Origin of the sequence: Streptomyces coerulescens, assembly GCF_042657965.1 — a bacterium.
GTDB classification, from domain to species: Bacteria; Actinomycetota; Actinomycetes; order Streptomycetales; family Streptomycetaceae; genus Streptomyces; species Streptomyces coerulescens.
In genome coordinates, this window is record NZ_JBHSKM010000025.1 from 25,750 (window position 1) to 45,529 (window position 19,780).

The window sequence follows — 19,780 nt, forward strand, 5'->3', positions numbered from 1 at the left end:
ATCCAAAGGGTCTGTCGGAAACTCGGCTCGACACGAGGCACCCACCCGAAGGGAACAGATTTTCGATTTCGGGGTACGCTGGACGCATGGCCACGCACCTCCAGGGCTCCCTGTTCGACCAGACCGACGAGCTGCGGCTCGGCTCCCTCGCCGGGATCCGCCGTACGCGGCTCTCCCACGGCGCCTGGATCGACGTCCTGCCGGGCTGGCTCAGCGGGGCGGACGAGCTGTTCGATCAGCTGGCCTCAGAGGTGCCGTGGCGCGCCGAGCGGCGCACGATGTACGACCACGTGGTCGACGTACCGCGGCTGCTCGCCTTCTACGGAGCCGACGACGCCCTGCCGCACCCCGTCCTCGCCGAGGCCCGGGACGCACTGTCCGCGCACTACGCCGAGGAGCTGCGCGAGCCGTTCACCACGGCGGGGCTGTGCTACTACCGCGACGGCCGGGACAGCGTGGCCTGGCACGGGGACCGCATCGGGCGGGGCGCGCGCGAGGACACCATGGTCGCGATCCTGTCGGTGGGCGCGCCCCGGGATCTGCTGCTGCGCCCGATACGCGGCGGCGGCGACACGGTACGGCGTCCGCTGGGGCACGGCGATCTCATCGTGATGGGCGGCTCCTGCCAGCGGACCTGGGAGCACTCGATACCGAAGACCACCCGCGCCACGGGACCACGCATCAGCGTGCAGTTCCGCCCGCACGGCGTGCACTGAGGCGGAGAGGCGGCCGCTTCCGGTGCACGCGGGGGCTGCCTCCGGCGGACGGTGCCGGAGGCAGCCCTTCCTCTGGGCGCGGCCCCGCCGCGCCCCCACACTGTCCGGATGAGCACGCAGACGCAGCTCCCGGCCGCCGCTCCCCGGCGCACCGAACTCGACGCGCTGCGCGTGTTCGTCGTCCTCGGCCTGGTCTTCTTCCACTCGGCCCTGGTCTTCTCGCCGGACGACGACTTCTACGTGAAGAACGCGCAGACGACCGAGGCCGTCACCGTGTTCGTAGGGCTCGGGGTGGTGTGGGCGATGCCCATGCTGTTCCTCGTGGCCGGGCTCGGCTCCCGGTACTCCATCCGTCGGCGCGGAGCGGGGCGGTTCGCCCGGGAACGCCTGCTGCGCCTGGGCGTTCCGCTGGTCCTCGCGACGCTGCTGCTGTGCCCGCTCCCCCAGTGGCTGCGGCTGCGGGCCGCCGACCCCGGCTACGACGAGTCGTACTGGCGTTTCTGGCCCCGTTTCCTCACCGTCCGTCCGGACGCGGCCGACCTCCCGTTCGTCATCGACGGCGAGCACTTCGAGACGGGCCATCTGTGGTTCGTCGTACTCCTGTTGACCTTCAGCCTGCTGCTCGCCCCGGTCGCGGCGCCGCTGGCCGACTCGGCGCAGCGGATCGGACGGGCCGTCGAACGTCGTCCGACGCTGCTGCTCCTGCCCACCATGCCGCTCGCCGCGATCAACGCGTTCCTCGGCATGGAGGAGGGCTTCGCCGGCTGGAACCGCTGGGCCTACCTGGTGTTCTTCCTGTTCGGGTACGCCCTCGCCGACGACGACCGTGTCCGTGCCGCCCTGCGCCGGCTCGCCGTGCCGGCGGGAGTGGCGGGGCTCGCCCTGTTCGCGGGGACGGCACCCGGATTCATGTCCCTGGACGAACCGTTCACCGCGTGGAGCCCCTTCGCCCTGGTGACCCGGGCGCTGTTCGGAGCGGCGGGCTGGTGCTGGGTGGTGGCGATCCTGGGGCTGCTGGACCGGCGGCGCGAGCCCCGGCCGCCGTCGCGCGCCATGGTGTACCTCGGGATCGCCGCCCTGCCCGTGTACGTCCTGCACCAGCCGGTCGTCGTGGCGCTGGCGTACGGCGTGGTGGGCTGGTCAGTGCCGATCGTGGTCGAGTACGCCGTGATCGTGACCGGTTCACTGGTGGTGATCCTCGCGCTGTACGAGGGTGTGGTGCGCAGGACGCGGCTGACGCGGCTCCTGTTCGGGATGCGTAAGGCACCGGCCGCCTCGCCGCCCGTCCACCGTCCGGACCCCCCGGTCACACCGGCGCGTTGATCTGCTTTGCTGGGTCCGTCGGGCCACGGACCTCACCACGCGGGGCGATCATGCGGGCAGATGTGCAGCAAGTCGCGGACGGCACCTATCTGGTGCACGGCAGCAACACCAACTGGGTGATCCTGACCGAGGGGGACGCGGTCACGCTGATCGACACCGGGTACCCCGGCGACCGGGCCAAGCTGCTCGCCTCGCTCACGGAGGTCGGCAGCGCGCCGGAGGCCGTCGCGGCCGTACTGATCACCCACGCGCACACCGACCATCTCGGCAACGCCGAGTATCTGCGCGGCACGTACGGCACGCCGATATACCTCCACGAGGCCGAAGTGCCGCATGCCCGCCGGGAGTTCCTGCACCAGGTGAGCGTCGGGACCGTCCTGCGCAACGGCTGGCGGCCGGGTGTGCTGCCCTGGGCGATCCACGCGATCCGCTCCGGCGGCACCGCGCACGTCCCGGTGACCTCCCCCGAGCCGTTCCCGTCGGCCGGCCCGCTGGACCTGCCCGGCCGCCCCGTCCCGGTGCACACGCCCGGCCACACCGACGGCCACTGCGCCTTCCACCTCCCGGACGCCGGTGCGGTGATAGCGGGCGACGCGCTGGTGAGCGGGCACCCGACCTCGCGGATCAAGGGGCCCCAGCTGCTGCCGGACATGTTCCAGCACGAGCGCGCCCGCGCCGTGGCCTCGCTGGCCGTGTTCGAGGGACTCAAGGGCGACGTCCTGGTACCCGGGCACGGGCCGCTGCATCGGGGCCCGGTGCGGGAAGCTGCTCTTCAGGCCCGGGAGCACGCCCTCTAGGGTGAGCTGACGATCACCGCGAGGCGAGGACGAACGGCCCATGGCACTCCAGATCAGCGCGACGAATCCGGAGCATCCCGCCCTTCTGCTGGAGCTGCCCTGGCAGCTGCCGCTCGAGGAGTGGCCGGACGAGGTCCTGGTCCCGCTGCCGCGCGGTATCTCCCGGCACATCGTGCGCTACGCCCGGGCCGGCGACGAGGTGATCGCCGTCAAGGAGCTCGCCGAACGCCCGGCCCTGCGCGAGTACGAACTGCTGCGGGATCTGGACCGGCTCGGCATCCCGGCCGTCGACCCGCTGGCCGTGGTCACCGGCCGCACCGACGCCGCCGGCGCCCCGCTGGAGTCGGTGCTGGTCACCCGGCACCTGCGCGGCTCACAGCCGTACCGCTCGATGTTCGAGACGACGATGCGGCCCGCGACCATGCACCGGCTGATGGACGCGCTGGCCGTGCTGCTGGTCCGGCTCCACCTGGCCGGGTTCGCGTGGGGTGACTGCTCGCTGTCCAACACGCTGTTCCGGCGCGACGCGGGCGCCTACGCCGCCTACCTCGTGGACGCCGAGACCGGCGATCTGCACCCGCAGCTCAGCGCGGGCCAGCGCGACTACGACTTGGACCTCGCCCGGGTCAACATCAGCGGCGAGCTGCTGGACCTGGAGGCGTCCGGGGCGCTGCACCCCTCCGTCGACCCGATCGAGTTCGGCACCGAGATATGCGCCCGCTACCAGGGCCTGTGGCAGGAGCTGACCCGCACCTCCGTCTATCCGGCGGGCAAGTACCACTACATAGAACGCCGGATCCGCCGCCTGAACGACCTCGGGTTCGACGTGGCGGAGATGCAGATCGAGCACGCCACGAACGGCGACACGGTCACCTTCGTGCCCAAGGTCGTCGACGCCGGCCACCACCAGCGTCAGCTGCTGCGGCTGACGGGCCTGGACACCGAGGAGAACCAGGCCCGGCGGCTGCTGAACGACCTGGAGAGCTGGATGGCCACCCAGGACGACTACGACCCGGGTGACCCCCTCGGCGCCCGCCCCGAAGTGCTCGCGCACCGCTGGGTGCGGGACGTCTTCCGGCCCACCGTGCGGGCCGTGCCGCTCGACCTGCGCGGCTCCATGGACCCCGCCGAGATCTACCACGAGCTGCTCGAACACCGCTGGTACATGTCCGAGCGCGCACAGCACGACATCGGCCTGGACACGGCGGTCGAGGACTACATCAGCACCATCCTGCCCACGGCCCGGGAGACACTGCGGCCCACCGTGTCCGACTGAACTCAGTCGTGCGGGACCACGGCCACCGGGCAGTCCGCGAGGTGCAGCATGCCGTGTGCCACGGAGCCGATCCGGGCGCCCACGGCCGTACGGTGCGCACGGCGCCCCACGACCATCAACTGGGCCCGCCCCGACACCGACAGCAGCACCTGCCCGCCGCTGCCCATCTCCACGTGTTCGACGACGGGGACGTCGGGGAAGCGCTGCCGCCACGGCCGCAGCGCCTCACCGAGAGCCTGCTTCTCGTACGGCTCCAGTCCGCCGGCCTCGTCGAGCAGCTTCAGGGAGCCCGGGCTGTAGGCGAACAGCGGCGGCAGCGTCCAGGCCCGCACCGCGCGCACGGTGGCGCCGCGTGCCGCTGCCGTCTCGAAGGCGAACCGCAGCGCGGCGGCGCTGTCCTCGGGGTCTCCCTGCTGACCCACGACGACCTCGCGCCCGGCGGCCTCGCCGGACGGCTCGTCCCCGGCCTGTACCCGGACGACGGGGCGGGTGGCGCCGGCGATCACCTGCTGGCCGACGGAACCCAGCAGGAAGCCGACGACCCGGCCGTGGCCGCGCGAACCGAGCACCAGCATCTCGGCCTCGCCCGCGGCGGCGATGAGCGTCTCGGCGGGCGGGCCCTCGATCACATCGGTGGTCACGTCCAGGCCCCGGTGCCGCTCGGTGACGGTGCGAGCCGCCTCGGCGAGCCCGTCGCGCACCCACTGGGCCTGGGTGTCCGCGTCCCCCACGTCGATCGCGTCGTGCGGCTGGAACCGCCAGGCGTGCACCACCCGCAGCGGGAGCTCCCGGCGGACGGCTTCGCGGGCGGCCCAGGCCAGCCCGGCGAGGCTCTCCTCCGATCCGTCCACCCCTGCGGTGATCGGGCGCGTCATTCCGGCTGCCTCCTCGTGTCACGGTCACATCGATGGGGCCCAGTCTTCACCACGCCCCCTGGCCGAGGCTGACACCGGCAGGGTCCGGCATACCCGCGCGGGGCGGGGCGATCGAACATACGATGGGCAGGACCGGGCCGGTGACGACGGGGACGCCGTGCCCCGACACCGGACCCTCGGGGTGGGAGACGTATGACACAGGCCGCCGAAACAGCGCGGACCGTCATCCTGACCGTGGACGACGACCCGGGAGTCTCCCGGGCGGTCGCCCGCGATCTGCGGCGGCGCTACGGCGAGTCGCACCGGATCGTGCGCGCGGAGTCCGGCGAGTCCGCGCTGGAGGCGCTGCGTGAGCTGAAGCTGCGCGGTGACCTCGTCGCGGTGATCCTCGCCGACTACCGCATGCCGCAGATGAACGGCATCGAGTTCCTGGAACAGGCCCTGGACGTGTACCCGGGTGCGCGGCGGGTGCTGCTGACCGCGTACGCCGACACGAGCGCGGCGATCGACGCGATCAACGTCGTCGACCTCGACCACTACCTCCTCAAGCCGTGGGACCCGCCGGAGGAGAAGCTCTACCCGGTCCTGGACGACCTCCTGGAGGCGTGGCGGCGCAGCGACTACCGGCCGGTGCCCAGCACCAAGGTGGTCGGTCACCGCTGGTCGGCGCGTTCCTCGGAGGTGCGGGAGTTCCTGGCCCGCAACCAGGTGCCCTACCGCTGGTACTCCGCCGACGAGCCGGAGGGGCGGCGGCTGCTGGCCGCCGCCGAGCAGGACGGACAGCGGCTGCCGCTGGTGGTCACGCCCGACGGGACACCCCTGGTGGCACCGGAGGCACCGGAGCTGGCCGCCAAGGTGGGGCTGGCCACGACGCCGACCGCGGACTTCTACGACCTGGTCGTCATCGGCGGCGGACCCGCCGGGCTCGGCGCGGCCGTCTACGGGGCCTCGGAGGGGCTGCGGACCGTGCTGGTGGAGCGGTCGGCGACCGGCGGACAGGCCGGGCAGAGCTCCCGCATCGAGAACTACCTCGGCTTCCCGGACGGCGTGTCGGGCGCCCAGCTCACCGACCGGGCGCGGCGGCAGGCGGCCAGGTTCGGCGCCGAGATCCTCACCGCGCGCGAGGTGACGGGACTGGAGGTCAGCGGCGCCGCCCGGATCGTACGGTTCTCGGACGGGTCCGCGGTCGCCGCGCACAGCGTGATCCTGGCGACCGGCGTGTCCTACCGGCAGTTGCAGGCTCCGGGCTGTGCGGACCTGACCGGCCGCGGGTTGTACTACGGCTCGGCGCTCACGGAGGCGCCCGCCTGTCAGGGCCAGGACGTGTACATCGTCGGCGGCGCCAACTCCGCCGGACAGGCGGCGATGTATCTGTCGCGGGGTGCCAAGTCCGTGACGCTGCTGGTGCGCGGGGCGTCGCTGTCGGCGTCCATGTCGCACTACCTGGTCCAGCAGATCGAGGAGTCGCCGAACATCTCGGTGCGCCCCCGGACGGTCGTCGAGTCCGCGCAGGGCTCCGGCCACCTGGAGCAGCTCACCCTGCGCGACATGGACAGCGGGCGCACCGAGAGCGTCGACGCCCAGTGGATGTTCGTGTTCATCGGCGCGGCCCCGCTGACCGACTGGCTGGATGCGACGGTGCTGCGGGACGAGCGCGGGTTCATCCTGGCGGGCCCCGACCTCACCTCCGACGGACGGCCGCCGGCCGGCTGGGAGCTGGACCGGCCGCCGTACCACCTGGAGACCAATGTCCCCGGCGTGTTCGTGGCGGGCGACGCACGCTCCGAGTCCGCCAAGCGTGTCGCGTCCGCCGTCGGAGAGGGAGCCATGGCCGTGATGCTCGTCCACCGTTATCTGGAGCAGTCATGAGCGGGCAGTCGATGACGTGCGAGCCCGCCGAGATCGGCTCGCTGTTCCTGTTCGAGAAGCTGACCCCCGAGCAGCTCGGCCGGCTGTGCAGCGAGGGGCGGGTGGAGCGGTTCGAGCCCGGGCCCGTGTACACCGAGGGTGACCCCGCCACCTGCTTCTACGTGATGATCGAGGGCACGGTCGTGCTGTACCGCAAGGTCGGCGGGGACGACGTGGAGGTGACCAGGACGTCCCAGCGCGGGGTGTACGCCGGATCCATGCAGGCGTACCTGGGCGACCGGGTGCGGCAGGTCTACAACAACTCCATGCGCGTGACCGAGCCGACGCGGTTCTTCGTGCTGCCCGCGGACACGTTCGCGGACATCATGCAGGAGTGGTTCCCGATGGCGGTGCATCTGCTGGAGGGCCTCTTCTTCGGTTCGAAGAGCACCCAGCAGGCCATCGGGCAGCGCGAACGGCTGCTGGCGCTCGGCTCGTTGTCGGCCGGGCTCACGCACGAGCTCAACAACCCCGCCGCCGCGGCCGTACGCGCGACCGCGACGCTGCGCGAGCGGGTCGGCAAGATGCGGCACAAGCTGGCGATCATCGCGCAGGGTTCGTACTCCCCCGAGGTGATGGCGAACCTCATCGACCTCCAGGAGCGCACCGCCGAGCGGGTCGCCAAGGCGCCCACGCTCAGTCCGCTGGAGGCCGCCGACCGGGAGGACACGGTCACCGACTGGCTCGACGACCACGACATCCAGGAGGGCTGGCGGATCGCGCCCACCTTCGTCCAGGCCGGTATCGACGTGGACTGGCTGGACCAGGTCGCGGCGGCGGTGGACGCGGAGATCCTGCCGAGCGCGATCGGATGGCTCAACTACACGGTCGAGACCGAGCTGTTGATGGACGAGATCAACGACTCGACCACCCGCATCTCGCATCTCGTCGACGCCGCCAAGCAGTACTCCCAGCTCGACCGCGCGCCCTTCCAGAACGCCGATGTCCACGAACTGCTCGACAGCACCCTGCTGATGCTGTCGGGCAAGATCGGCCGGCGGATCGACGTCGTCAAGGACTACGACCGCACGCTGCCGAAGGTCCCGGCGTACCCGGCGGAGCTCAACCAGGTCTGGACGAACCTGATCGACAACGCGGTCTCGGCGATCAACAGCGCGGGCGGCGAAGGCACACTGACGGTGCGCACGGCATCGGACCACGACCGGCTGCTGGTCGAGTTCCGCGACACGGGCGTCGGTATCCCGGCCGAGAACCGGGGACGGATCTTCGACCCCTTCTTCACCACCAAGCCGGTGGGCGAGGGCACAGGGCTCGGCCTCGACATCTCGTGGCGGATCGTGACCAACAAGCACCACGGCACGATCCGGGTGGAGTCCGAGCCGGGCGACACGCGATTCCAGGTGCTCCTTCCGTTCACGTCCGAGGAGGCTTCATGACCAGCGCGAACGGCATCGATCCCAGCGCCACGCCGAGCGGCAGCGGCTGTACGGAGTGCGACGAGGCCGGCGGATGGTGGTTCCATCTGCGCCGGTGCGCGCAGTGCGGGCATGTGGGCTGCTGCGACAGCTCCCCCGCGAAGCACGCGACGGCGCACTTCCGCGACACCGGGCACCCGTTGGTGCAGAGCTTCGAGCCCGGTGAGGCCTGGTACTGGAACTACGAGACCAACGAACTGTTCGAGTCGGGGCCCGAGCTGGCGCCCCCGGCGAGCCATCCCGCGGACCAGCCGTCGCCGGGGCCGGAGGGGCGGGTGCCGGCGGACTGGGCGAAGACGTTGCGGGCCTGAATCCCCGCGCCGCTGAGGTCGGCACAGTGACAGGATGTCTGCATGTCACAGGCCTCCTTCAGTACTCCGCTCATCGGGCGGGACGTCGAACTCGCTCGGCTCTCCTCGGTGCTGGAGCGTGCCCGGGGCGGAGAGGCCGGGGCCGTTCTGGTCGCCGGGGACGCCGGGGTCGGCAAGACCCGGGTGCTGGACGAGGTCGCGGGGCGTGCCGCCGCGGACGGCATGTTCGTGCTGACCGGGCACTGCGTCGACCTCGGCGATGTCGGGCTGCCGTATCTGCCGTTCACCGAGGTCCTCGGGGTGCTCGCCGGTGACGAACGGTTCGCGGGGGTTCTCGAGGCGCATCCTGTCGTGGGCCGGCTGCTGGGCGGTGGCACGGATGCCGTGAGCGACCGGCTGCGGCTGTTCGAGGGCATCGCCGGGCTGCTGGCCGACCTCTCGGAGATCGGGCCGGTGCTGCTGGTCCTGGAGGATCTGCACTGGGCCGACCAGTCGTCGCGGGATCTGCTGCGGTTCCTGCTGAGCCGGGGCATCCTCCAGCGGGCGGCGGGCGGGGCGCCCGGACACCGGCTGGCCGTGTTCGCGTCGTACCGCGCGGACGATCTGCATCGCCGTCATCCCCTGCGGCCCCTGCTCGCCGAGCTGGTGCGGCTGCCCGCGGTCGAGCGGCTGGAGCTGCGGCCGATGGCCGACGCATTGGTCGCACGGCTTGTGCGTGCCGTCCAGCAACAGCCGCTCCCCGAGACGACGGTGCGGCGCATCGTGGAGCGGGCCGAGGGCAACGCCTTCTACGCCGAGGAGCTGGTCGCCGCCACCGACACGGAGGCCGGCGGGGTGCCCAGCGGGCTGGCCGACGTCCTGCTCATCCGGTTCGAGCAGCTCTCCGACACCGCCCAGCAGGTGCTGCGTACGGCCGCGGTGGCCGGGCGCCGGGTCGAGCACGACCTGCTGCGGGGTGCCGTGGGGATCCCGGAGGAGGAGCTGGAGTCGGCACTGCGCGAGGCGGTGGGACGGCAGTTGCTGGTTCCGCGCGACGACGACACGTACACGTTCCGGCACGCGCTCGCCCGCGAGGCGGTCTACGCCGATCTGCTGCCCGGTGAACGGTCCCGGCTGCACGGCGCGTTCGCGCGGCTGCTGGCGGGGCGCGGCCGTTCGCAGGAGTCGGCGGCGGAGCGCGCCCATCACGCGCGCGAGAGCCATGACCTGGCCGGTGCCCTGGCCGCCTCGCTGGAGGCCGCCTCGCACGCGCACCGGGTCGGCGCGCCGGCCGAGGAGCTGCGGCAGCTGGAGACCGCCCTCGATCTGTGGTCGTCGGTGGAGCCGGCGGCGCGGCCCTCGGGCGAGGGCAACGACCGGGTGACGCTCACGCTGCGCGCGTCGGCCGCCGCCGCGCACGCCGGTGAGTCGCACCGGGCGGTCTCCCTGACCCGCTCCGCGCTCGCGGGCGTCGGCCAGGACACCGACGCCGAACTCGCCGCCCGGGTGCGCTACACCCTCGCCGGCAATCTCCTCGACGTGGACAGCCTGACGGCGGCCTACGCCTACAGCAGTGAGGCGCTCGCCCTGATCCCGGCCGAGCCGCCGTCACGGACCTGGGTGTGGGCGGCGGCCACCCATGTCCTCGCGGCACGCCAGGTCGGGGAGAACGACACGGCGTTGCGCGTCGCGCGCGAGGCGCTGCGCATCGCCGAGCAGCTACAGCTGACGGACGCCCGCGCGGACCTGCTGACCTCGCTGGCCGTGTTCGAGGGCGGCGGCCGACGCACCCCGCAGGGGCGGGAACGGCTGCGCGAGGCGCGGGAGCTGGCGCGGCGTTCGGGCAACGCGCCGGTGGAGATGCGCGCCCTGTTCCATCTCGCCCTCGGCTGCTTCGAGTCCGGTGACCTGGCGGAGTGTCTGCCGTGGCTGGCGGAGGGGCTCGACCGCGCCCGGCGTGCGGGGCTGCTGTCCGCGCCCTATCCGCTTGCGATGCGGCATCTGCAGCTGCTGGTGCTGTACACGCTGGGCCGCTGGGACGAGTGCCTGCGCGCGGCGGCCGCCGATGCCGAGGTGCTGCCGGCGGCGGGCGGTTATACAGCCGGTCCGGCGCTGTACGTGGCGCTCGCGCGCGGTGACTTCCGGGCCGCCGAGCGGGCCGGTGCCCTGCTGGAGGGGCCCTTCGACTGGATGGGCACGCTGGTCGCGGGCATCGCGCTCACCGACGCCGCCGCGCTGCGCGGTGACGCGGAGGCGGCCGTGGAGCGGATGCGGGCCACCGTCGCCGCGCTCACCGACGACGCGGGGACGTTGCCCGACGCCACCGTCCGGCTCGCCGCCCTCGCGCTGTCCGCGGTTGCCGACCGGGCCGTCGAGCTGCGGCTGGCCGGCGACGAGGCGGGGGCGGGCGGTTGGGCGGACACGGCGACCGAACTGGTCGGGCTTGCGCGGACCACGGCCGTACGCGGCGAGGTCGGCACACCGCAGGGCCCGGAGGGCATGGCGTGGCTGGCGCGCGCGGAGGCGGAGTGGACGCGGGCCGTCGGCGGGCCGGACGCGGCGGCGTGGGGGAAGGCGGTGGCCGCGTTCGACTACGGCGACGACTACGAGCGCGCCCGGTGCCGGCTGCGCCACGCCGAGGCCCTGCTGGCGGCGGACGACCGGGAGACCGCGGCCGCCGAGGCCCGGGCCGCCCGGGAGACGGCGGCCCGGCTCGGTGCGACACCGCTGCTGGAGCGGGTGGATGCCCTGATCCGCCGCGGCCGTCCGGCGGAGGCCCGGGCCGACCGCTCCTCCCCGCTGACAGCCCGCGAGCAGGACGTCCTGCGGCTGCTCGCCCTCGGCCGCAGCAACCGGCAGATCGGGGAGGAGCTGTACATCACCGCCAAGACGGCGAGCGTCCATGTCTCCAACATCCTCGGCAAACTGGGCGCGGCAAGCCGGACCGAGGCGGTCGCGATCGCCTATCGAAAGGGCCTGATCACCCGTGAGGAGGCCGTGGGCTGACGTCTGTCACCCGCTGGTGTCGCAGGCGAGGGCGGTCAGGTCGACGGCGTCGGCCATCGCCTGCATGCCCTTGTCGTTGGGGTGTATGTGGTCGCCGCCGTCGAGGACGGGCAGCATCCTCTCCTGGTCGTAGGGGCTGCGCAGGATGCGGTCGAAGTCGGTGACGGCGTCGAACTCGCCGCCGGTGCGGATGAAGGTGTTGACCTCCTGGCGTACGGCCTCGCCGGCCGCGTCCCATTCGTGCCAGCCCTTGAACGGGCCGACGGTCGCGCCGACGACGCACTTGCCGGCCGCGTGCGCCCGGTCGATGATCTCGCGGTAGCCCTCGATCAGGTCGTCGGCCGTGACGCCGGTGTGGGCCTTGATGTCGTTGACGCCCTGAAAGAGGAACACGGTCCGCACACCAGGCTGGGACAGCACGTCCCGCTCCAGCCGGTTCAGCGAGCTCTGCCCGGCGCCGTCCGCGAGGACCTTGTTCCCGGAGATCCCCTCGTTGGCGACACCCTTGACCGCGGTATCCGTCTTCTGGAGCCGACGGGCGAGGTAGTCGGGCCAGCGGCGGTTCAGGTCGGACGTGGACTGCCAGCCGTCGGTGATGGAGTCCCCGAGCGCGACCACGGCGCCGGTGCCCCTGGAGGCCTGCACGGAGACGGCATCGAGGTAGAACCAGGACCCGGTCGGGATGGTCCAGGGGGTGCCGCTGTCCTCGGCGGTGTGGTCGCCCTGGGTGGCGTACGACGTCTGCATGGCCATCCAGTGCCCGCTCGCCGGGCCGGCCGCGTCGGGGCTGTGCAGGCTGACGACGAGGTGGGACGCGGTGGGCAGCTTCCCGGGCAGCGGGTCGCTCCACACGGTGGCGCCGGCCGGCACGGTGACGGTGCGCGCGCCGCCGAAGGCGAGACGCCGGTTGCTGCCCGGCCGCAGTTCGGCGCCCTGCTTCTGCAGGCCCGCGTAGGCGCTGTCGAAGGTGATGGGCCGGTCCCCGAAGGCGTTGGAGAGCCGGACCCGTACGCCGGTGCCGCCGACGCTGGTGTGCACGACGAGCCGGTAGCTGCGGCCGGCTACGCCGTCGGACATCCGGTCGGCGCTCGCCGCCCAGGTGACGACGCCGCTCGCGCCGCCGGTCGCCTCGGCGGGCGCGGACTGACAGGCCGCGACCGTCAGCAGGACGGCGGCCAGGGGCAGTTTGGACCTCACCGGGCGAAGTCCTTCAGGGTGACGGACGCGCCGGGCCGCAGCGAGACCGTGCGGGACGCCTCGCCGTGGGCGACCGTCGTGGTGCGGCCGCCGACGCTGCGGATCCGCGCCTCGGTCGGCCTGCCGTCCCGCCAGTGCAGGTCGACCTCGAAGCCGCCGCGCACGGGGACGCCCTTGACGAAGCCGGAGACGGCCCAGGCGTCGGGCAGGGCCGGAAGGAGTTCGATGTGTCCGGGCCGGGAGTACACAAGCATCTCCACCATCGCGGCGGGGGTGCCGAAGTTGGCGTCGATCTGGAAGATGCCCCGGCCGCGCTCCACCTCGTAGATGTCGAAGAGGTTGAAGGCCGTGCCGTTGCTGCCGTCGACGGAGGGGCGGAGGTTGTTGACGATGAGCTGGTAGGCGTTGTCCGCGTTCTTCAGGCGGGCCCAGCACAGGCTCCGCCAGGCGTTCGCCCAGCCGAAGCTCTCCATGCCGCGTGCGGTGAGCAGGGCGGTGGCGCCGGCGACGAGGTCGGCCGGGGTGGAGCCGTCGGGGCGGATGCGGTCGCCCGGGAAGAGGTTGATCAGCGGGGACAGATGGCGGTGCGTGGTCTCACCCAGGTTGTCCGGCGACATCCACTCCTCCAGCCGGCCGGTGGTCGGGCTGACCTGCGGCAGGTACAGGTTTCTGCGCAGGGACGCGATCGTATCCGCGTAGTCGGTGTCCCGCCCGAGTTCGGCGGCGGCGGTGCAGTAGTTCCCGAACAGCATCCACACGACTTCCTGAGCATAGGTGATGCCCTTGGCGTCCTGCGGGCCGTGTTCCGGGGACCAGTCGTTGTCGTCGACGAGCACTTCCTTGGAGGTGCCGGGGAGGGTGATGGTGAGCAGCCGTGCCTCCCAGAACTCGCAGGCGCCCTTGAGGAGGGGGTAGATCTTCTCCAGGTGCTCACGTGACCCCGTGTACTCGTAGTGCTCCCACAAAGTGGTGCACAGCCAGGCGTTGCCCGCCGGGTGCCACCACCAGCCGCTGCCGCCGTAGGGGTTGGTGGAGAAGGCTACGGCCCAGCCGGCGTTCTTGCCGCTGGAGTTGCGGTAGCGGTTGCGGGGGTCGTTGTACAGACGGCGGGTGAGGTCGTTCCAGGAGGGGAGCTGGGCGACGCAGTAGTCGGTGAACGCGTCGAAGCACGGCGACAGGCCCGTGCGGTCGGCCATCCAGTAGTTCATCTGGATGTTGATGTCGGTGTGGTAGTCGCCCATCCAGTCCGGGTCGTTGCCGTCCAGCCACAGCCCCTGGAGGGCCAGCGGCAGGCTGTCGCGGGAGCCGCAGATCATCAGGTAGCGGCCGAACTGCAGGTAGGCCGCCTCCAGTTCGGGGTCGGGCTCGGGGTCGCGGCTACGGGCGTGCAGCCGCTCCCAGGTGTCCAGTTCGCGCTGGTCGGCGGTGGATGTGCCCAGGGAGAGGTCGAGTCGTCCGTACAGGGCACGGTAGTCGGCGACGTGGGTGCGGCGCAGAGCGTCGGCGGACTCCGCGGCGGCGGCACGGACCTTCGTACGGGCGAGTCGTTCGGGGTCGAGCGAGGGGTCGCGGAAGCCGGATTCGGCGTCGGGCGCGTAGTTGGTTCCGGCGGTGACGACGACGGTGAGGTCCTTGCAGCCGGTGAAGTCGATCCGGGTGCCGTCGACGGTGACCTTGCCGCCGGTGCCGCGGGCCTTGACGGCGGCGCCGTAGCGCAGGCCGTTGGGGAGGGTCGCGCCGAACGACTCGGCGGCGGTGGGGTGTTCGCCGTGGGTGCCGGTCAGCGTGATCGTGCCGGTGTAGCGGCCGCCGCCGCTCTGGGTGAAGCGCAGCACGATGACGTCGTCGGGCCGGCTGGCGTACATCTCGCGCCGGTAGGTGACGCCGGAGCGGACGTAGGAGCTGGTGACCAGGCCCTGGGCGAGGTCGAGGGTGCGGCGGTATCCGTTGACGCCGCCGAGGTCGTGGTCGGGGATGTCGACGGTGAGCTTGGCCAGCAGGGTGAACGATCCGAAGTCGGCGCGGCCGTACGGGAATTGGCCGTCCTGGTCGAGGGTGTCGTTGAGACCGCCGGTCCACATGGTGGCGTCGGTGATCAGGAGGAGTTCGCGGCCGGGGTCGTTGCTCGCGAGGGCGCCGATGCGGCCGTTGCCGACGGGCAGGCCCTGTTCGATCAGTGAGCCCTCGTCGCCGGGGGCCCGCCACCACAGCCGGTGGCGGGCGGTGTCGGCGGGCAGCGGGGCTTCGGCGGGACGGACGGGCGCGGCGGTGGCGGTGAAGGCGGGCAGCGCGCCGAGGGCGGCGGTGAGGCCCGCGGTGGTGGCCAGGGAGAGGACGGCTCTTCTGCTCGGTTCGTTCGGGCTGGTGTCCATGTGCGGCTCCGGGGTCGTCCGGGCCGGGGCCCGGCGCGCGGCCGGACCCCGACGGAGGGAGATCAGAGGGACTTCGGTACGTCGATCCGGTCAATGTCCGGCGCGTAGCCGGTGCCGCTGTCGAAGGTGACCGTGTTGGCCCCGGCCTTGAGCTTCACCGGCACGTAGACGCTGTTGACGGTCCCCCAGTCGCCGGTGGAGGGGAGCTTGTGCGAGGTGCCGCCGCCTCCGTTGGCGGAGACGAGGACCGAGCGTGCGTCACCGCTGACGTAGGCGACCTTGATCTGGTAGGTGCCGGCCTTGGCCACGACGACGTCGTTGATGTCGGCCTTGCCGCCCACGTAGAGGTTGCCGACCTTGTTTCCGCCCGAGCAGGCGGAGCAGTCGGCCACGGAGGCGTTGCCGCTCAGGCTGCCCGCCTCGGCCTCGTACGCGGTCCAGGTGAGGTCGGTGCCGCGCGGGGTGACGGTGAACAGGCGGGAGCCGTGGGCCGGCAGGGCCTGGGTGATCTTGTCGGTGTAGGTGCCGAGGCCCTCCTTGTTCCACACGTCGCGCACCGATGCCCTGCCCTTGAAGCCGAGGGTGGACCAGTTGGCGGTCACCGAGGCGGGCGCGTCGGAGAGGTTGAACAGGGCCACGGTGTAGGTGCCGTCGGGGTTCTTCGCGGCCCACACCTGCTGCGGGTCGGAGGCGGTGACGGGCTCGGCGGGCGGGGCGCTGCTCTGATTGATCGCGATGACCTCGCGGTTGGTCAGCAGCGACAGGCCGTAGGAGTCGAGCTTGGTGATGTCGTCGCCGGTGAACAGCGGGGACTTGGCGATGGCCCAGAGGGTGGCGTAGCTCTGCCGTTCGGCCTTGGTGAGGCCGTCCATCTCGCCGTTGCCGACGTTGAGGGAGTCGAGGTCGTTCCAGCCGCCGGGGCCGGCGTGGTCGGTCCAGGCGGGGGCGTCGTCCCAGCGGTCGTCGACCGAGTTCTCCCAGGTGACCAGGGTGTTGCAGTAGCACTCGACGTCGGTGTCGATGCGCCAGCCGTTGGAGTACTTCTTCCAGTCGTCGACGTGTCCGTAGTCCAGGGACCAGGACAGCTCCAGGTGGATCGGGCGGCCGGTGGTCCTGATGGCCTTCTGCCAGGCGGCCACGTCGGCGACGTTGTTGTAGTTGTCGCCGTTCTTGAAGGAGCCGGGGCCGACGCCGTCGAGCTTCAGGAAGTCGTAGCCCCAGTCGGCGAACATCTGCGCCTGGGAGTCGATGTACTTCTGCGCGCAGGGATCCGAGAAGTCGATCTTGTAGGAGCTGTCCCAGCCGTTGGTGGTGCGCAGGTCGTCGTGGACGATGTCGCCGGTGGTGCAGCCCTCGGCGTTCCAGATCGGGCTCTTGCCGTCGTTGTACGCCCCTTTCTCCAGGCCGACCGGGAGGTAGATGCCGGCCTTCAGGCCCTTGGCGTGGATACGGTCGGCGACGGCCTTCATGCCGCTGGGGAAGCGCACCGGGTCGGCCTGCTGCCGGCCGTACTTATCGAACTGCGACTTCCAGGACCAGTCCATCCACCAGCCGGCGTCTATGTTGACGTACTCGTAGCCGTACTTCTTCAGCTTGGCCGCCATGGCGTCGGTCTGCTTGAGGACGTTGGCCTCGGACAGGTAGCTGTAGTCGCCCTTCGGGTTGAGGCCCGGGTACTTCGACGACTGCATGGTCCAGCTGGTCCAGCCCATGTAGGGCTTGGCGGCCACCTCGGTGGTGGGAGCGGCCGGGGGTGTGGTGGTCTCGGCCTGCGCGGTGGGGACGGCGGCGGTGACACCGGCGGTGAGGGCGAGGACCACCATGGCTCTCAGGGCGCGTGCGGGCATGACGGAGTACGAGGATGACCTCATGGGTCGGGCCTCCCTGGGTCGGTTCAGCGGTTCTGGCGCTGGTCGTCGGCTCGGATGAAGGACTGGATCGCGGTGGCCGCGGCCCCGCGCGCCCACTCCTCGAAGGGCAGCGGGCGGGTCTGAACGTCGCACTGGGCGGCGGTGCCGAACGCGGCCGTGGCGAACGCGTCGCGGATCTGTTCGGCGAACAGGTCGTAGGCGGCGAGGCCCTCGCCGGAGATGATCACCCGCTCGGGGCCGAGCAGGTTGGCCACGGTGGCGATGCCCCGGCCGATCGCCTCGCCCGCGCGGGCGTAGGCCTCACGGGCCGCGGCGTTCCCCCGGTGGGCGAGCGCGGCGGCCTCGGCGGTGTCGGTGACCTCGACGCCGGTGCTCTCGCGGATCCGCCGCACGATCGCGGCATCCCCGGCGATGGCCTCCACACAGCCGCGGTTGCCGCAGTGGCAGGGCGGTCCTGCCGGGTCGACGGTGACATGGCCGATCTCCCCGGCCACGCCGTGCGCCCCGGCGACGACCCGGCCGTGCACCACGAGGCCGCAGCCGATGCCGGCGCCGACGGTCACCACGGCGAAGTCGGACAGCCCCACGCCGGCGCCGAACCACTGCTCGGCGACGGTGAGGGCCCGTACGTCGTTGTCGACGGTGACCGGCAACCCGGTGGTCGCGGCGGCGAGTTCGGCCAGCGGCACGTCCCGCCACTCCAGGAACGGCGAGTACCGGACGACTCCGGCGCCGCGGTCCACGTCTCCGGAGACGGCGATGCCGAGTCCGAGGACGGGCACCCCCAGGTCGCCCGCCTCCGTGAGCAGTTCGCCGACCAGCTCGGCGACCGAGGCCAGCACGCCCTTCGGCTCCCGGTCAGCAAGCGGGGCGTGGCGGGCGACGCGGATACGGCAGCACAGGTCGGTGAGCACGCCGATGATCTCGTCGCCGGTCACCTTGAGGCCGATGAACAGCGCCCGTCCCCCGTCGACCCGCACCGGATTGGCGGGGCGGCCGAGCGCGGGGCGGGCGGACTCGTCCACGTCCTCCACCAGGTAGCCGGCCTCGATCAGAGGCCGTACCGCCTTGGTGACGGCGGCCGGGGACAGTCCCGCCCGCCGGGCCACCTCCAGCCGGGTCACGGGCCCATGGCTGAGGACCGTGGTGAAGATCTGCGAGGCGGCCGGCGTGTTCGCCGGGAACGTCTCGGCGGGGTGGATCGAGGACATGACCGGAACCTAGAGCCCTTATTTTCCGCCGTCAATAAAAGAAGCAGGATTCGTTCGGCTGCTCGGGATCCGGCCGTTCGAGGACTCCTACCCGGTGATCGAGGTCTGTCCAACTGTGCGTCGTCTGTGGCGATGTGACGGGATGCGAGAAGGTTGCCCCGCACGCGGATGATCGTTCTCGTATCGGCAGCGCCTTTGTACGGCAGCACGTCGGTACGGCAGCACGTCGAAGGAAACGGGAGGAACTCGCATGGTCTCAGCAGCGGTGGTCAGAGGTACGGCGGTGGCGGCGGCCTTTGTGTCGCTCATGGTGGTCCCCGCGCATGCCGCGCCTCTGGAACCCGGCTCCGGCCGGGCCGGCGCCCCGGCGGCCGCATCGCCGGCCCCGGACGTCACGGGTCTGTGGAACATCCTGCGGACGGCGCGACAGCACGGCGCACCCGGCGCGATGGCGCGTCTCGAGGACCGCGACACGGTCCACTGGGCGGCCGTGGGCGTCGCCGACCGGAAGACCGGACGGGCCCTCAGCAATAGCGACCGGTTCCGCATCGGCAGCATCACCAAGGTCTTCTCGGCAGTCGTCCTGCTGCAACTGGCCGAGGAGAAGAAGCTCAAACTCGACGCGCCGGTCGAGCGCTATCTGCCCGGACTGCTCCCGGACAAGCGCATCACGGTGCGCCATGTGCTCAGCCACCGCAGCGGCCTGTACGACTACACCAACGACATGTTCGCGCGGACCGTTCCCGGCTTCGAGGCGGTCCGCAAGAAGGTCTTCACCTACCGCCAGCTGGTGAACCGCTCCCTGGCCAAGCCGCGGACCACCAAGGCGGGCGGGGCGTACTCGTACTCCAACACCAACTTCGTGGTCGCCGGCATGCTCATCGAGAAGCTCACCGGGCATGCGGTGGGGACCGAGTACCGCAACCGGATCATCAAGCCGCTGATGCTGACCGACACCTTCTACGTGCACCCCGGCACGAAGATCCCCGGCCGGTACACCCGCGGCTATCTGACACCGGACACCGCGGGCGCGGCGCTCGTCGACGCCACCGAGCAGACCGCGTCCTGGGCGCAGAGCGCGGGCGCGGTCATCTCCAGCACCCGGGACCTCAACACCTTCCTGTCGGCGCTGCTCCGCGGCCGGCTGACCTCCCGTACACAGCTGGCCCAGATGCAGCGCTGGGTGCCGTCCGGCAGCACCCAGGCGTACGGGCTGGGGCTGCGGCGGCGCGATCTGTCGTGCGGCGTCTCCGTCTACGGCCACACGGGTGCCGTCCAGGGCTACTATTCCTACGCGTTCGCGTCCAAGGACGGCAAGCGCACCCTGGCCGCGCTCGCCACCGCGTCCAACAACGGCACGGTGCACAACACGATGCTGCGCACCCTGGAGTCCGCGTTCTGCGGCAAGCCGGCGAAGAAGGCGCGGCCTGCCGCCACGCCCGTCGAACGGCACGAGGACGTCGCACCGGGCAACCGGTTGAACGTCGACGACAAGGACTGAG

The 19,780-nt window shown here is 71.7% G+C and carries 14 protein-coding genes; 9 read left to right on the forward strand and 5 right to left on the reverse strand.

The window, feature by feature from the left end; all coding sequences use genetic code 11:
• Positions 1-86 precede the first annotated feature (86 nt).
• The 4 genes from ACFPQ9_RS32195 (at position 87) to ACFPQ9_RS32210 (ending at position 4,112) form a co-directional block, all read left to right on the forward strand.
• Positions 87-716 (forward strand): alpha-ketoglutarate-dependent dioxygenase AlkB, encoded by a 630-nt coding sequence (locus ACFPQ9_RS32195; protein ID WP_380861390.1) that lies wholly within the window; start codon positions 87-89, stop codon positions 714-716.
• Positions 717-824: 108 nt separating this feature from the next.
• Positions 825-2,039: an acyltransferase family protein gene (locus ACFPQ9_RS32200; RefSeq protein WP_380861392.1), complete on the forward strand. Its 1,215-nt coding sequence runs from the start codon at positions 825-827 to the stop codon at positions 2,037-2,039.
• Between the two features lie 50 nt (positions 2,040-2,089).
• Positions 2,090-2,836 (forward strand): MBL fold metallo-hydrolase, encoded by a 747-nt coding sequence (locus ACFPQ9_RS32205; protein ID WP_380861394.1) that lies wholly within the window; start codon positions 2,090-2,092, stop codon positions 2,834-2,836.
• A gap of 40 nt (positions 2,837-2,876) precedes the next feature.
• On the forward strand, positions 2,877-4,112 hold the full coding sequence (locus ACFPQ9_RS32210; RefSeq protein WP_380861396.1) for a DUF4032 domain-containing protein: 1,236 nt from the start codon (positions 2,877-2,879) through the stop codon (positions 4,110-4,112).
• Between the two features lie 2 nt (positions 4,113-4,114).
• Here ACFPQ9_RS32210 and ACFPQ9_RS32215 read toward each other — a convergent pair whose 3' ends face one another.
• Entirely contained in the window at positions 4,115-4,987 is an 873-nt protein-coding gene (locus tag ACFPQ9_RS32215; RefSeq protein ID WP_380861398.1) for a universal stress protein, read from the reverse strand.
• Between the two features lie 192 nt (positions 4,988-5,179).
• Here ACFPQ9_RS32215 and ACFPQ9_RS32220 point away from each other — a divergent pair, with 192 nt between their 5' ends.
• From ACFPQ9_RS32220 to ACFPQ9_RS32235, 4 genes are read left to right on the forward strand one after another with little or no spacing between them, the layout of a single operon-like run.
• Positions 5,180-6,856, forward strand: coding sequence for an NAD(P)/FAD-dependent oxidoreductase (locus ACFPQ9_RS32220; RefSeq protein WP_380861400.1), 1,677 nt, complete (start codon positions 5,180-5,182; stop codon positions 6,854-6,856).
• Positions 6,853-8,292 carry an ATP-binding protein gene (locus ACFPQ9_RS32225; RefSeq protein ID WP_380861402.1) on the forward strand — a complete coding sequence of 480 codons (1,440 nt, stop codon included), beginning with the start codon at positions 6,853-6,855 and terminating at the stop codon, positions 8,290-8,292. Before ACFPQ9_RS32220 ends, ACFPQ9_RS32225 begins: the two co-directional genes overlap by 4 nt.
• The gene (locus tag ACFPQ9_RS32230) at positions 8,289-8,642 is read left to right on the forward strand and encodes a UBP-type zinc finger domain-containing protein (RefSeq protein WP_380861404.1); all 354 of its coding nucleotides are present in this window, start codon (positions 8,289-8,291) and stop codon (positions 8,640-8,642) included. The genes ACFPQ9_RS32225 and ACFPQ9_RS32230 overlap by 4 nt, the downstream gene beginning before the upstream one ends.
• Positions 8,643-8,684: 42 nt before the next feature.
• On the forward strand, positions 8,685-11,627 hold the full coding sequence (locus ACFPQ9_RS32235; RefSeq protein ID WP_380861406.1) for a helix-turn-helix transcriptional regulator: 2,943 nt from the start codon (positions 8,685-8,687) through the stop codon (positions 11,625-11,627).
• A gap of 6 nt (positions 11,628-11,633) precedes the next feature.
• On the opposite strand, the gene ACFPQ9_RS32240 is transcribed toward ACFPQ9_RS32235, so the two are convergent.
• The 4 genes from ACFPQ9_RS32240 to ACFPQ9_RS32255 all read right to left on the reverse strand — a co-directional run bounded on the left by ACFPQ9_RS32240 (position 11,634) and on the right by ACFPQ9_RS32255 (position 18,278).
• Positions 11,634-12,824, reverse strand: coding sequence for an SGNH/GDSL hydrolase family protein (locus ACFPQ9_RS32240; protein WP_380861408.1), 1,191 nt, complete (start codon positions 12,822-12,824; stop codon positions 11,634-11,636).
• Entirely contained in the window at positions 12,821-15,196 is a 2,376-nt protein-coding gene (locus tag ACFPQ9_RS32245; RefSeq protein WP_380861410.1) for a glycosyl hydrolase family 95 catalytic domain-containing protein, read from the reverse strand. Before ACFPQ9_RS32245 ends, ACFPQ9_RS32240 begins: the two co-directional genes overlap by 4 nt.
• Positions 15,197-15,258: 62 nt before the next feature.
• Positions 15,259-17,067 carry an alpha-galactosidase D gene (locus ACFPQ9_RS32250; protein WP_380861412.1) on the reverse strand — a complete coding sequence of 603 codons (1,809 nt, stop codon included), beginning with the start codon at positions 17,065-17,067 and terminating at the stop codon, positions 15,259-15,261.
• Between the two features lie 23 nt (positions 17,068-17,090).
• Positions 17,091-18,278 (reverse strand): ROK family transcriptional regulator, encoded by a 1,188-nt coding sequence (locus tag ACFPQ9_RS32255; RefSeq protein WP_380861414.1) that lies wholly within the window; start codon positions 18,276-18,278, stop codon positions 17,091-17,093.
• A 250-nt stretch (positions 18,279-18,528) separates the two neighbouring features.
• On the opposite strand from ACFPQ9_RS32255, the gene ACFPQ9_RS32260 reads away from it, so the two are divergent.
• Positions 18,529-19,779, forward strand: a complete 1,251-nt coding sequence (locus tag ACFPQ9_RS32260) for a serine hydrolase domain-containing protein (RefSeq protein WP_380861416.1) — start codon at positions 18,529-18,531, stop codon at positions 19,777-19,779.
• Position 19,780: the final 1 nt, after the last annotated feature.